Source organism: Streptomyces sp. RKND-216 (genome assembly GCF_004795255.1).
GTDB lineage: Bacteria > Actinomycetota > Actinomycetes > Streptomycetales > Streptomycetaceae > Streptomyces > Streptomyces hazeniae.
The window spans coordinates 5,571,665-5,584,260 of record NZ_SSBQ01000002.1 but is presented as its reverse complement, the minus strand read 5'-3'; the positions used below and the strand labels follow the sequence as shown (position 1 = coordinate 5,584,260).

The 12,596-nt window shown below is 71.5% G+C and carries 12 protein-coding genes and 3 pseudogenes; 7 read left to right on the top strand and 8 right to left on the bottom strand.

The genetic code is table 11. The features are described 5' to 3' along the window. Window positions 1-86: pseudogene (locus E4198_RS25645) on the bottom strand (Hsp20/alpha crystallin family protein); the annotation flags it as partial. 127 nt (window positions 87-213) lie between these two features. Between E4198_RS25645 and E4198_RS24695 the strand changes: the two are divergent. After that, window positions 214-839: pseudogene (locus E4198_RS24695) on the top strand (type III effector protein). Window positions 840-1,202: 363 nt separating this feature from the next. Here the strand turns inward: E4198_RS24695 and E4198_RS24690 are convergent. Continuing rightward, window positions 1,203-1,445, bottom strand: coding sequence for an alpha/beta hydrolase (locus E4198_RS24690; RefSeq protein WP_136185090.1), 243 nt, complete (start codon window positions 1,443-1,445; stop codon window positions 1,203-1,205). Window positions 1,446-1,620: 175 nt separating this feature from the next. Between E4198_RS24690 and E4198_RS24685 the strand changes: the two genes are divergently transcribed. After that, complete coding sequence (locus E4198_RS24685) at window positions 1,621-1,854, top strand: hypothetical protein (RefSeq protein WP_136181322.1); 234 nt, start codon at window positions 1,621-1,623, stop codon at window positions 1,852-1,854. Here E4198_RS24685 and E4198_RS24680 read toward each other — a convergent pair. Beyond that, window positions 1,821-2,324 (bottom strand): IS110 family transposase, encoded by a 504-nt coding sequence (locus tag E4198_RS24680; protein WP_281727953.1) that lies wholly within the window; start codon window positions 2,322-2,324, stop codon window positions 1,821-1,823. The two genes, E4198_RS24685 and E4198_RS24680, sit on opposite strands and share 34 nt — an antisense overlap. Window positions 2,325-2,704: 380 nt before the next feature. Between E4198_RS24680 and E4198_RS24675 the strand changes: the two are divergent. The 3 genes and pseudogenes from E4198_RS24675 to E4198_RS24665 form a co-directional block, all read left to right on the top strand. After that, window positions 2,705-2,881 (top strand): annotated as a pseudogene (locus tag E4198_RS24675) (leucine zipper domain-containing protein); the annotation flags it as partial. Between the two features lie 579 nt (window positions 2,882-3,460). Continuing rightward, the gene (locus E4198_RS24670; protein ID WP_136181323.1) at window positions 3,461-3,811 is read left to right on the top strand and encodes a YciI family protein; all 351 of its coding nucleotides are present in this window, start codon (window positions 3,461-3,463) and stop codon (window positions 3,809-3,811) included. A 2-nt stretch (window positions 3,812-3,813) separates the two neighbouring features. Continuing rightward, window positions 3,814-5,085, top strand: a complete 1,272-nt coding sequence (locus E4198_RS24665; protein ID WP_136181324.1) for a DUF6596 domain-containing protein — start codon at window positions 3,814-3,816, stop codon at window positions 5,083-5,085. Window positions 5,086-5,268: 183 nt separating this feature from the next. Here E4198_RS24665 and E4198_RS24660 read toward each other — a convergent pair whose 3' ends face one another. From E4198_RS24660 to E4198_RS24650, 3 genes are all read right to left on the bottom strand, one after another. Then, window positions 5,269-6,432, bottom strand: a complete 1,164-nt coding sequence (locus E4198_RS24660; RefSeq protein ID WP_136181325.1) for an HTTM domain-containing protein — start codon at window positions 6,430-6,432, stop codon at window positions 5,269-5,271. Next, window positions 6,429-7,172, bottom strand: coding sequence for a DUF5819 family protein (locus E4198_RS24655; protein WP_136181326.1), 744 nt, complete (start codon window positions 7,170-7,172; stop codon window positions 6,429-6,431). Before E4198_RS24655 ends, E4198_RS24660 begins: the two co-directional genes overlap by 4 nt. Window positions 7,173-7,300: 128 nt before the next feature. Continuing rightward, entirely contained in the window at window positions 7,301-7,807 is a 507-nt protein-coding gene (locus tag E4198_RS24650; protein WP_136181327.1) for a hypothetical protein, read from the bottom strand. Window positions 7,808-8,224: 417 nt separating this feature from the next. Here E4198_RS24650 and E4198_RS24645 point away from each other — a divergent pair, with 417 nt between their 5' ends. Then, complete coding sequence (locus E4198_RS24645; protein WP_136181328.1) at window positions 8,225-9,325, top strand: hypothetical protein; 1,101 nt, start codon at window positions 8,225-8,227, stop codon at window positions 9,323-9,325. A 739-nt stretch (window positions 9,326-10,064) separates the two neighbouring features. Here the strand turns inward: E4198_RS24645 and E4198_RS24640 are convergent. Both E4198_RS24640 and E4198_RS24635 read right to left on the bottom strand, forming a co-directional pair. Next, the gene (locus E4198_RS24640) at window positions 10,065-10,694 is read right to left on the bottom strand and encodes a class F sortase (RefSeq protein WP_247597486.1); all 630 of its coding nucleotides are present in this window, start codon (window positions 10,692-10,694) and stop codon (window positions 10,065-10,067) included. Window positions 10,695-10,768: 74 nt separating this feature from the next. Then, window positions 10,769-11,590, bottom strand: coding sequence for a DUF4397 domain-containing protein (locus tag E4198_RS24635; protein WP_136181329.1), 822 nt, complete (start codon window positions 11,588-11,590; stop codon window positions 10,769-10,771). Window positions 11,591-12,380: 790 nt separating this feature from the next. Between E4198_RS24635 and E4198_RS24630 the strand changes: the two genes are divergently transcribed. After that, window positions 12,381-12,578, top strand: coding sequence for a hypothetical protein (locus E4198_RS24630; protein WP_168711500.1), 198 nt, complete (start codon window positions 12,381-12,383; stop codon window positions 12,576-12,578). Window positions 12,579-12,596 lie beyond the last annotated feature (18 nt).

The window sequence follows — 12,596 nt, the reverse complement described above, 5'->3', positions numbered from 1 at the left end:
GCCGAGGGCTTGGACCAGGTGCCCGGGCCCATCAGCTGCTGTGCCAGCCGGTCCAGGTCACGAAAGGGGTCAGTGCGCATCAACATTGTGAAACACCTCCAGCGGGTTGTAGGCAGTTGCTGCCAATGCGCTGCACTGACACCGTGTAGCATGTCATCCAATGGATGACAAACATGATGTCGTCGATGTGATGACAGAACGAGGGAGGTGCCCGTGACCGCAGCAGACCAGCCGTCCACAACCAGCACCGACGCCCACAGCCCGGCGTCGTTCCTCGCCGCCGCGCGGCCCTCGACGCCATAAACGATGCCCTGCACACAGCCCAGCACCAGGCCCCTGGCAGCCCCGGCACCGAGCCGGGCCCGGAGCAGGCCCTGACGTCCCTGATGCTGCTGCGGCAGGTCCGCGAGCAGCTCGCCGGATGGGAGACCGGCCTGATCGAAACGCCCGCGACGCGGGCGCCAGCTGGGCCGACCTCGCCCGCCCCCTCGGCGTCACCAGCCGCCAGGCCGCCGAACGCCGATATCTGCGCGGCCGCCCCGGACCCGCCGGGACCACCGGCGAGCAGCGTGTGACGGCCACCCGCCAGGCCCGGGCCGCGAGGCGCACCACCGCCACCTGGGCCCGGCCAACGCCGCCGACCTGCGCCGCCTCGCCGGCCAGATCACCGCCTCACCGACCTGCCCGCAGCCGCCCGCGGCCCCCTCGACGAGCTCCACGCAGCCCTCGCCCACGACGATCCCGCCGACCTCATCACCCCCCTGACCGCCACCCGCCCCTACCTGACCGCCCACCACCCCCGACCTCGCCACCCGCTCAACACCCTCACACCCCCCTGACCCCACCCCACCACCACAAACACCCCACAAAACCCCACAGGCGGGGCTACCGCCTCATCCCCACACAAACACCCACCCCTAGATGGCGCAGGCACCGGGCGGCGAGCCGGCAAAGCCGAAGCAGTGGATGCGGCGGACGCTGCACGGCCGGGCCGGCTCCGCCAGTCCGCAGATCACCACCCGCAGAGCCTCCACCCGCACTTCCGTGCGGCGCAATCGTTTCGCGGAGCGGCGTCCTACTCGCCCACCTCCAGCGCCCGGGGCGGTCCCGCCGCCACTGCCCCGGGCGCCCGCGCCTTCAGCCCGGCCACCGGCCGCTGGATCGATCGGCGTGACGGTTGAGCTGAGCCAACAGCCCGCGATTCACGGCACGCGCGGGGAGGCGTGCGAGCACGAGATCGCGGGGTTCACGGGGCAAGGAGTACTGGTATGACCTGTCCAGTCGCGTTCCCAGTACGCGGGGCTGTGGGTGCCTCGGTAGAAGTGGGTCGTGACGCGGACTCCGGCTTCTTTGAGGCGACGGGCCACGGCGCGGGACTCGTCGGCCATGACGGCCTCGGTCAGCGAGATCACCTCGTCCGGGTAGAGGGGGGCGAGGTCCGCCAAGCCGGGGATGTGGGGCCCGGCTCGGTGCCCGGTGCGTCGAGGGCGCCCGGGGTGCCGTCCCCGGCGGAGGTATGCGGCGCCGACGGAGTGGTGCTCAGGTCTTCCGTGCTTCACATGCCGCGGGCCGGGGAACCGGGCAAAGTCGACACCCTTCTCCCCGTCTCAGGAGCCTGTAATGATCAAGAAGCTGCATGACGCCGGTGTGCGCAGCGAGCACGCCTATACCGCTGGTCTTGTCTCGATCGCGCTGTCCGTTGTGTCGTGGGCGGTGTCGGAGAAGAAGGAGGCCGCCGGCCGGGACCGGGCGGACCGGTGGGGCATCTTCGTGGGCGAGTGGGCGCCGACGTTCTTCGGGCTCGGCCTGGCGCTGGCGCACTACGAGCAGGCCGACGGAACCTTCGGCCGCTGAGACAACCGGTCGTCGAGCCGGGGCAGGACACCCTGATGGGCCGCTACGAGCACAGCGCCAACGGTCGACGCCGACGGTGGCGCCTGTCTGCCCACCTCTCCGAGGCGGGCAGACCCGCCACGCCGCATGGAAGCGATGACGGCCGCGTCCTTGGCATCAGTCTTGGCCTCGCCGGGGTAGAGGTCGGCGACCCGGCGCACGGCCAGGCCGGGCAGGCACGCGACCTGGCAGCCCGCGTCCCGGGCCACGGTCAGGGGCAGGGCGCCGATGGAGGCGGGCTGGTCCACGATCACCAGGACGCTGCCGAACTTGGCCGTCAGTTCGTCCGGGACGGCCCGCAGCTTCGGTTCGCTGTTCGGCAGGGGCTTGTCGAAGACCCTCTTCCCGGACGGGGTCAGGCCGTGACCGTGATGGGCGGTCCTGCCCACGTCCAGGCCGAGGAAGACGCCCACTTCGTCGATGCTGGTCACCGTCCCCCCACATGTCGTCGATGGCATGCCGGCCTCGGACTTCGGGGCCGCACGCGCGCATCCACGCTATGCAGACCTGTCGCCCGCAGACGACCCGGTGCTGCACCAGCTCAGGCGACGGCCGGTCCTCTCATCAGCGTCTCCGACGGCACCCCCCGGGACCGGTGACACCACCCCCCAGGTCATACCAGCCTGGTCCCGGACCGGCGCCGGGCCAACCTGTGGGACGACCGGAACAACCGGGCCCGGGGTGTTTCACCCGCCGGTTGTTGCGGGCCATGAGGTTGTAGACGCTGGGGCCGGTACGACGAGGGCGGGTCCTTCAGCGGCAGGATGAGAACCGCCAAGTCACTCGTCCGCCGTCACAAAGGACCCGCCCGGTGTCCCACCGTAATGCCCCGCTCTCGGTCGAAGGCCGTCGTCGTCTGGTCCGCCGCTGTCAGGACCGTCCCATCGCCCACGTCGCTGCGGAGATGGGCATCTCCAGGGCTTGTGCCAGCAAGTGGGTGGGCCGGTACCGCCTCCACGGTGATCTCGGCCTGCTCGACCGGCCCAGCCACGCCACCGGCACCTGGGAGCATGCTGATGCCGATCCGGACGCGGGTGTCGATGACGAGACCTCCGGTGGACGCCGCCTTCACACGGTCCGGAGGGGCGGGTGGGCGGGTGCAGTGCGGTCATCAGCTCCAGACCCGTGACGGTGGTGGAACCGCGCGGCGTCATCACGCGGACCGCATACGGGCCCAGCTGCCGGGCCAGGTCCGACTGACCACCCTCGGTTCTGACCGGGTCCCGGGCCCGCCGTCATGGCCCGGGATCTCGCACGTCAAGGCGCCGGTGGGCCTGAAACCTGTGAGGGCCCAGCGGCGCCTACAGCCCGAGGACCTGCAGACCCCCTGTCCTCCCGGCACCGCCGACCGACTCCACCTCGTGGACACACCTGTCCGGGCGCTCCGTACGCTAGAGGGAGGAATCCCGCTGTCAACACGGCCGCCGCCCAGCGGCGCCACGGCCATTGGGCGTCAGCAAGTCTCGAAGAACTTTGCGGTGGCGTGTCGATACGGCCAGTCCCCGATCGTCGTCATGGTGTACGCCGCGCGCCAAGCACGGCTGAACCCGCATGGAGGCTGAGGACCATGAAGTACATGCTGCTGATCAACGCCGCCACGACCGACGAGAGCGGCGGCGCCGCCGGATGCGAAGTCGAGGACTGGATGGCGTACGACAAGGAGGTCCGGGACGCGGGCATCCAGGTCTCCTCCGAGTCGCTGGCGGACCTGGTCACCGCCACCGAGGTGCGGGTCGGAGCGGACGGCCGGCGCACCGTCACCGACGGGCCGTACGCGGAGACCCGCGAGATCCTGGGCGGCTTCTACGTCGTCGACGTGCCCGACCTTGACGTCGCCCTGGACTGGGCGGCCCGCTGCCCGGGGGCGCGCGGCGGTGGCTCGGTCGTGGTCCGCCCGGTCGCGGACTTCGGGCTCTGACGATGGGCAAGGCGGACGTGGGGCCCTCCCTGGAGGCCGTCTTCCGGGAGGAGCGCGGGCGGCTGCTCGCCTCCCTCGTCCGCCGCTTCGGCGACCTCGACCTGGCCGAGGAGGTCACCTCCGAAGCCGTCGAGGCCGCCCTCACGCACTGGCCGGCCCAGGGTGTGCCGGCCCGCCCCGGGGCCTGGCTGCTGACCACGGCGCGGCGCCGGGCGGTGGACCGGCTGCGGCGGGACCAGGTGTACGCCGCCCGCCTCGCCGTCCTTCAGGCGGAGGCAGACCGCGCGTCCGCGAACGCGACCGCGAACGGCACGGACGGCGAAGGCGGCCTGCCGGACGAGCGCCTGCAGCTCTTCTTCACCTGCGCACACCCCGCCCTCGCCGCCGAAGACCGTGTCGCGCTGACCCTGCGCTGCCTGGCCGGGCTCACCACGCCCGAGGTGGCGCGGGCATTCCTGACGCCCACGGCCACCACCGCCCAGCGGATCGTGCGCGCCAAGCGGAAGATCCGCGAGGCTCGCATCCCGTTCCGGGTGCCGGAGCCCGAAGAGCTGCCGGAGCGGCTGCCGGGGGTGCTGCAGGTCCTCTACTCCACCTTCACCGAGGGGTACGCGGCCAGTTCCGGCCCGCGTTTGCAGCGGCTCGACCTCGCCGAGGAGGCCATCCGGCTGGCCCGGATACTGCACCAGCTGCTCCCCGCCCAGCGGGAGGCCGCCGGGCTGCTCGCACTGATGCTGCTGGTCCACGCCCGCCGCGAGGCCCGTACCGGCCCGGACGGCGCACTCGTGCTGCTCGACGAACAGGACCGCGCCCGCTGGGACGGGGCGATGATCGAGGAGGGCCGCGGCCTCGTCGTCACCGCGCTGCGCGGCGGCCCACCCGGCCCGTACGGTGTGCAGGCGGCCATCGCCGCCCTGCACGACGAGGCCGCCGACCTCGCGTCCACCGACTGGCCACAGATCGTCGCGCTCTACAACGTCCTACTGGCACTCGACCCCTCGCCGGTCGTCGCGCTGAACCGGGCGGGCGCGGTGGCGATGAGGGACGGCCCGGAGGCGGGCCTGGCGCTGCTGGAGGAGCTGGCCGACGAACACCGGCTGCGCCGGCACCACCCCTACCCGGCCGCCCGGGGCGACCTGCTGCAACGCCTGGGACGCCGCCCGGAAGCCGCCACGGCCTACCGAGAGGCCCTCACCCTGGCCGGCACCGAACCCGAGCGCGCCCACCTGCGGCACCGGATCCGGGCGGTGGAGACGCCGCCCGAAGCGGGCTGACAGCCGCAGTGCGGACACCGAATGTCGTGGCTCCTAGGCTGCGGAACTGAGCCATCGAACACCTCCACCAACGGCACAAGAGCCTGTCCGTCGCGGCCAACCCGCTCCCCACCCGAGCAACGGCCACTGCGAAAACGCCCAGGGCCTACGAGTCCTGACACCCCGGCAGACGTCGCTGCCGCGTCAGTCGCCCGTACGGGTCCGGACTCCCCCACCGTCCAGCGGGACGCCCTGGTCGGCCGACACGACGCCTCGTGGCCGGGAAGGGAGCTTCGCGGCCGGAATCGCAGGATGCCGTTGCGGGGACACCGCCGAGCGCGGGCTGCGCAGCGACGCCTCCGGCCCCTGCCGTTGCCGCAGGCGGCCGGCGAGGTGCGCCAGGGCGTGCCAGCGGCGTTCGCTCACCAGCACCATCTCCGTGGCGATCATCGCCAGGGAGAAGAACGGCAGCCCCATCAGGACCGCGATGCCGCCGTGCAGCCCGATCCCGCCGAGAACTGCGAGTCCTCTGGTCGTGCGGTTCAGCAGAAGGAAGGGGAAGGCGATCTGGAAGAACACCGTTCCATAGGTGAGAGCGGTGATCAGCGAGGCGTGCGTGTAGAGGAGCTCGGACAGCCCCGGCCATGGTGAGAATTCGGCGACCCTGAGCGTGTAGTACAGCGCGGTGCCGTTCTGCCACATGGACCCCTGCACCTTGAACATGGCGGAGGCGAGGTAGACGTAACAGATCTGAACGATGACGGCCACGATCGCAGTGTTGTGCAGCACGGTGCACGCTCGCCAGAGGGAGCCGTCGGTCGGGGCGCTGGTACCCGCCCGTCCCTGCAGCCGGCGGCGGCGAGCGTCCAGCGACCACACGGCGGAGCAGTCGGCCAGCAGCAGATAGACCAGAACCAGGCGGAGGACGTTGTCACCGCCGTCCACCACAAGCGGGTTGCGTTCGTGCCAGGACACCACCAGAACGAACAGCACCGGGGTGACCAGTCGGGTCCGCCACCCGAGGGCGAAAAGGAGAGCGGCAGCCACGGTGGCGGCGAGCAGCAGGGTGCTCCACCATGCGCTGTCTGACAGCGTGAAGAGTGTCACGGCCCCAGCGTCGGTGAGGTACCGCTGCATCAGCTCGGGGGTGAAGGGGGATTGGGTGCCCCAGATCCGCTGCCATTCGTTGAGGCTGCTGAGGAGGATGCCGAGGATGGCGAGTCCGTAGCCGACGCGGAGCGCGGCCAGGCCGTGCGTGGCCCAGCGGCGCCCGGTGGCCGAATCGTAGAGGGCACCGGTCTGTGCGCGCAGCCGTGCCGCGGCACGCGTCATCTCTTCGCGCAGGGCCTCGCGAGCCGCCGCGCTCATGCGCTCCTCACTTCCTCGGCGTCCCACCAGGGCAGGGTGCGGTAGGCGACTTCGCCCATCCCGGGGTCGTCCCGCTGGGAGAAGCGCGGGAACGTGTGCTCGACGACGCGTAGTTGTACGGCCTCGATGTGGATCGGTGTGCCGTAGCGGCGCTGGAGGCCGTCGAGGGCGAGGCTGCCGAGCTGGTCGACCGTGCGGTCGTAGAACCGTGCCAGTACGGGCGGGGTGTCCGGGCCGATGCGGACGTCTGCCTCGGCCGGGGGGTTCGGGGCCTCTTGGTCCTTGCGGCCGGTGACCGGGGCTCTGGTCTCCTGTGTCTTGGGGCCCGCCCCGGTCTTGGTGAGCTGCCGGACGGCCTCGTCATACATCTGCAGTGCACCGCTCACCTGACGGGCCGCGCGGCTGGGAGCGGCATGGCCTTCGACCATGTCGAGTTCCGGCGAGGTGAGGTCGAGGTAGGGCGTGATGGTGGTGCCGTCCGGTGTGCGGATCTCTGCCCGTGCGAGGACCCCGCGGTCGGTGTTGACCGGCTCGGGTGCGAACAGGTGCCAGTTCTGCAGGAAGTAGGGCTGCACGTATCCATCGATGAGGTTCTGGTACCGGTGGGACACCGGATTGGCCGGGGCGACATGCAGGAAACTCAGCGTGAAGTGGACCAGCAGGGCGCCCACGGCGGTCACAGCCAGGGCGGCGACGGCTCGTTCCCCTCGTCTGCCCGCGGTGCGGGGACGGGCACTCATACGGTTGTTCTCCTCTCGAAGGGTGGCGCCTCAGGGACCGAGGCGGGAAGAGCCGGGTGCGGAGCCCCCCGGGACAGGCTGCGCTCGGGCGCACACCCTGCCCCGGGAGCCGACATGGCCCTGTACCGTCAGTCGAAGAGCGTCTCGCCCGCGGTGTCCTCGGCCTGCGGCGTGGAGACCCCGGCGATGGCGCCCCGAGCGGCGTCCACGGCCCCAGCGCCGAGTGCGCCTGCCGCTCCTCCGACCGCCGCCGACGCCATGTCCCTGCCCCAGGCGTTCGGGCCCGCGGGGGCATCGAAGGCCCGCTCGTCGACGAGCTCGGCGTCGGTGGGCGTGGAGACTCCGGCGATCGCACCGCGAGCGGCGTCCACGGCCCCAGCGGCGACTCCGCCCGCGAAACCGGCCGCCGCGGCCTTGCCCATGTCGCTGGCCCAGGCGTTCGGGGCTTCGCCCGGGGCCAGGCCGGCGCCGTCGCCGGCTGCCGCCGCCGCGAAGGCCTGGCTCGCCGGGCGGGCGTCGGCGGGCGCGGCGGCACCCTTCGCATCGGCTGCCGCGGTCATGCCCAGAGGCCCGGTGATCAGGCCCAGCGAGCAGGCAACCACCGTGGTGGCCGTCCACAGTCTCTTGTTCCGCATGGGAACTCCTTCTGGGTGGGGAACACGGATGACGCAGGCGGTCGTGACGCGTCCGGACACGCCGTGGGCCGCCCGCAGCCCACCACACTCCCGATCACCCGGCCCGACGAGAAGAGCGCACCGGCGGCCACAAGCGGCCATTGCCGGATCCGGACACAGGCGCGGCGCCCGGTTCGGCGTGCGGCGGGCACCGCCCGCTCCCGGCCCCGGCAGTTCCCTCAGCCGGCGGCACATGGGGTGCGTTGCCGTCTTGTACAACCGGCAGCCCACTGTGACACTGCGGGTGCGGAACTGGTCACTGACGGTGCCGCACGAGATGTTCCTCGGCGGGGGCCGGGAGCCGTTCTTCGAGAACGGCGGTTCCAAACAAGTCGCTTGTCGATTCTGGTTACCCCGGAGGACACCATGCTGGACAGATTGGGTATCGGTGCGCTGGCGGAATCCGTCTACCGCACCGCCCTCGCCCATCCCGACCGCACCGCTGCACAGATCGGTACCCTGCTCGGTCTCGGGGAGGCCGAGCTGAAGAACGCTTTACGCACACTGGCCGGGGCCGGTCTCCTCGTGCGGCCGACCGGCGAGGATCTGTCGGAGCCCCCGGACCTCCGCCCGCCCCAGGACGCGGTGCTCACTCTGCTACGCGAGGAAGAAGGCCGCCTGAAGCAGCGGCAGCATGTGCTGAGGCAAGCTCAGGACGCCCTGGAAGACCTGGTTCACGACTACGCATCCGCGCGCAGCCACCAGGTCGAAGCGGGTGTCGAGCTACTCCCGGATGCCACGGTGGCCACAGCGACGCTGTACCGACTCGCCCGTAGCGTCCGCCGCACGGTCCAGTCGATACTCCCCGACGACGGGTCGACCAGCGACGAACCGTCCTCGGGATTCCACCTGGACCGTGACGCCCTCGAACGGGTACCGGTGATCCGCACGCTGTGTTCACAGACTGCTCTCGAGGCCACGCACCTACGCCACCCGTGCGCGTCACTGACCGAGGCCCGGGCACAGGTGCGGACCGCTCCCGCCCTGCCGACGCGGCTCCTGATCCTCGACGAGCGGACGGCGGTGATACCGGCCGGCCCCCACCCGTCGAACGGCGCCTACCTGATAAACGGGACGGCGCTCGTGGCGCCGGCGGCCGCCCTGTTCGAGACCATCTGGTCCACCGCCCGAATCCGCCGACCAGAACCAGACGAACCACACAAAAGAGCCCTGTCGCCCCAGGAAGCGAGCACATCCGACACCGCCGCGCATCCCCCCTCACCCCTGCCACCACAGGTACTGGACACCCTGATCCTCTTGGCCCGAGGACACAAAGACGCATCGATCGCACGCCGCACACGCGTATCCACACGCAGCGTCCGTCGCCGCATCACCCAGGCCATGAACCTCCTGCACGCCGACAGCCGCTGCGAACTCATCGCAACCGCCGCACACCAAGGCTGGCTCCCACCCCCCGCAGCACGGCCAAACGACAGCGGTGACCTGCCTCATGCCCTGGGTTCCAGATGCGGTGGCTGACTGGCGGCCCTTCACGAAAGGCCGGCAGTCGTGCCTCGTCCTACGCCGTCATCTGCTTCGCGGCCCTGCAACGGGACCGTCGGTCTCCGGGCCCGGCATGACTGCTGCCCCCTGTCGCTCGAATGAGCTCGAAGGACCTGGGGTTGGTGTCACCGGGCCCGGGGGGTACCGCAGGAGACGCCGATGAGAGGACCGGCCGTCGCCTGACCTGGTGCAACACCAGGTCCTCCGCGGGCGACAGGTCTGCATGACGTGGATGCGCGCGCGGCCCCGAAGCCCGAGGCCGGCATGCCATCGACGACGTGTGGGGGCGCGCCGCCCCTATCGCCACCCTCCGCACCACCCTTCCGCACCGCGCTGCCGCTCGTCGGCCGCGGCGGCGCCATCGGCGCGGTGGATGGCGTGCCGGTGGAACGCGATGCCGGGCGTAGCGGACCACGGCGCGGCCAAGGCTGCCCTGTCCCAGTGGCTCTCCGCGGTACGGGCCGAGGAACGCCGGCGCAGGGTGCAGGTACTGGACGACCGGCCGCCGCATCTGGATACCGGCCTCGCGTGGCTGTTGGCGGCACTCCGCCGGCGGTCCCCGAAACCACGCACGCCAAGAGCGCGGCGACGGCCCCGGTTGATGCGCCGGCTGAAGGAGCAGAGGCCCCCCGCCCTGAGCCGGACGGGGCCTTGACGACCGCGGCTCACTGACCTGCCTCCGCTACGGAGACGGGCGAGCGCGGAGGAGCCGCCCTCAGCCCTTCGCGCGCGGACCGGCGGGGGTGGCGGTGACCAGGAGGAGTTGCTGGTACCCACCGTCTTCGGGCTGGAAGGGGCCGGTGCAGGTGATCAGCGTCAGGACGGGTGGCCCGGTGGTGCGGAAGACGCGGTCGGAGAGGGCGGTCTTGTTCACCGTGCGGCGCGCGGTGATGCGGTAGCGGGTATGGGTGCCGTCGTCTTGGCGGACGAGCAGCGGGTCGCCGCGTCGGACGGTGGCCAGGGCGGCCAGCGCCCCCAGCTCGCCGGACCGGGAGTCCACGTGCCCGACCAGGACCGCGGAACCGTGGCGGGAGCCCGGGCGGGCGCCGGGGCGGTACCAGCCGACGTCGTCGGCGTCGCCCGGAACGGCGAGGTCGCCTGCGGAGGTGACGCCGACCGGCACCACGTCCGCCCGTACATGCTGGTTGGGAAGCCGCAACCGCACCGGCACGCCCGGTCGTCTGCTGCCGGACGCCGCAGCGCCGCCGTGGCGACCGTCATGGCCGGCCGTAGGGGCGCGGCCGAAGTCGGACGGAGCCTGTTGCGGCGCCGCCGCAAGGACCAGCGTGGTGGCCGAGGTGAGCAGGGCGGCCACCAGTACCGCCCACCAGCCCACCGCGCGCACGGGTGGGCGCGGTCGGCCGGTGGTGCCGGGACTCTCCGGTCCCGGCACCACCGGATCCGCCTCGCAGGGCTGGTTCACCGCCTGCGGTGGGCCAGTCGGACGCCGGCGATCAGGGCTACGAGGCCCGCGCCCGCCGCAGCGGCGTACAGCGCGGCGTCGTCGTTCGCGACGGCCGCCCCCGCGCCGCCCGCGGACGGCGCGCCCGGCGTCTTCGAGCCGGTGGTGAGCGTCTGCACCTTGAGCGCGAGGTTGTCGTCCTCGGCGCTGCCCCAGGCGTAGACGATGGTCGAAGCTCCGTCGGCGAGGTCGAGCTTCGCCGGGCCGATCACCACCTCCCCGGTGCCGGCGAGCGTCACGTCGGCGTTGACCGTGCCCGCGGGTACCTCGCCAGTGGCCTCGCCGGGGTTCTTCAGGTCCTTGAAGACGGCCTGGCCGTCGGCCCGTACATCGACGGCCGGAGCGGCGGCGACGTGGCGCACGGTGAGCCGCGACTTGCCGTCGGGCACGGTGGAGACGTCGTTGACGTAGGCGTTCAGGGCCGGCTGGCCGCCCTCGCTGAGGTTCGCCGTCACCGAGGCGTTCGCCCCGCCCGGCACATCGATCTGCTTCTCCACGACGGGATCGCCGGAGGAGGGCGAGGTGCCCACCGCGAACACCTCGATGTCGTAGGACCCGGCCGGCAGCGTCAGCGGGTCGGTCAGTGTGCCGGGCTGGAAGTCCGACAGCAGCTCCTTGCCGTCGGCGTACACATCCACCGGCGTGCCGGGGATGCCATGGAAGACGGTGACCGTCGCCGCGCCCTCCGCCGGGGCGGCCGGGGCCACGGGCGCGAGAGCGAGAGCGAGTACTCCGGATGCGGCGAGCGTGCACGCGGCACGCACGATACGACTGCTCATATGACGTCCCTTCCTCACAGCCCTTCCGGCCTACCCAACCGGCTGGCAGTACGGCCAGCCTGCCGAGCCACCGGGGTCGACTGCTCCGGTCGTGAGCGGCTCACCGATCACGATCGAAGCAGCCCCGCCGGCACACAACCGGAAACGGCAGCAAACCCGCGCCCGGAGCAGAGAAAGGCCAGACACGGGCTCGGGAAAGGAACCGCGAAGCAGCGCCCCCCATTCAGGTGAACACCAAGAGCAAAACAGAACTATCGGGCTGCACGGCGGCATCGCGGTCCTGATGCAGCCCCCGTCGACCGGCCACCCCAAAGGGCTACGTGCTCACCCACGGCAACCTCTGGACCGGAAGCCACGAACACCGCGCCACTACCACATCCGCCCCCCCGGCGGTGACCGGGCAGACCGCGACAACACCACTGTTCCTGCCGCTGACACACATCCTGGGCCGCCATCCAGATCGCCTGCCTACTGGCACACATCGAGGCGGGACCTGCCCGAACATCCAGCCGGACGAACTGCAGCCCAAGCTGCGGGAGTTCCCACCAACGTTCACGGCGGGGGCGCCGTACCCGTCCGAGAAGATCCACAACACCGCACACACCACCACGAAGAAACTGGACCGAGAACAGCACTGGCGCACCTCCCGCCCCTTGGAGCGGGCGGGTGGACGGCAACGCAGGGAGAGGAGACGCTGACGGGCGGCGGTGCTGACCCGACGTATCCGCAGTTGCGCAAAGCGTTCGAGAGCGGTATCGGGCCGGGCGAGTAGATGGAGCGGACCACGCCGGTGCCCACGCGGCACCTCGCGGAGCTGACGTGGAACCTGTTCGAGGACGCCGGTGAAGACGTCCTGGTCACCAAGGAGCAGGTGACCGACCACATCCACGCCACCGACTCGCAGTTCGGAAGGCTCAAGGGCTACATCCGCGACCACGTCACTCTGGTGAAGGGGACGACCTTCCTCGCCTACCGTGGCGGTACATGATCACCACCGACCCGGCGA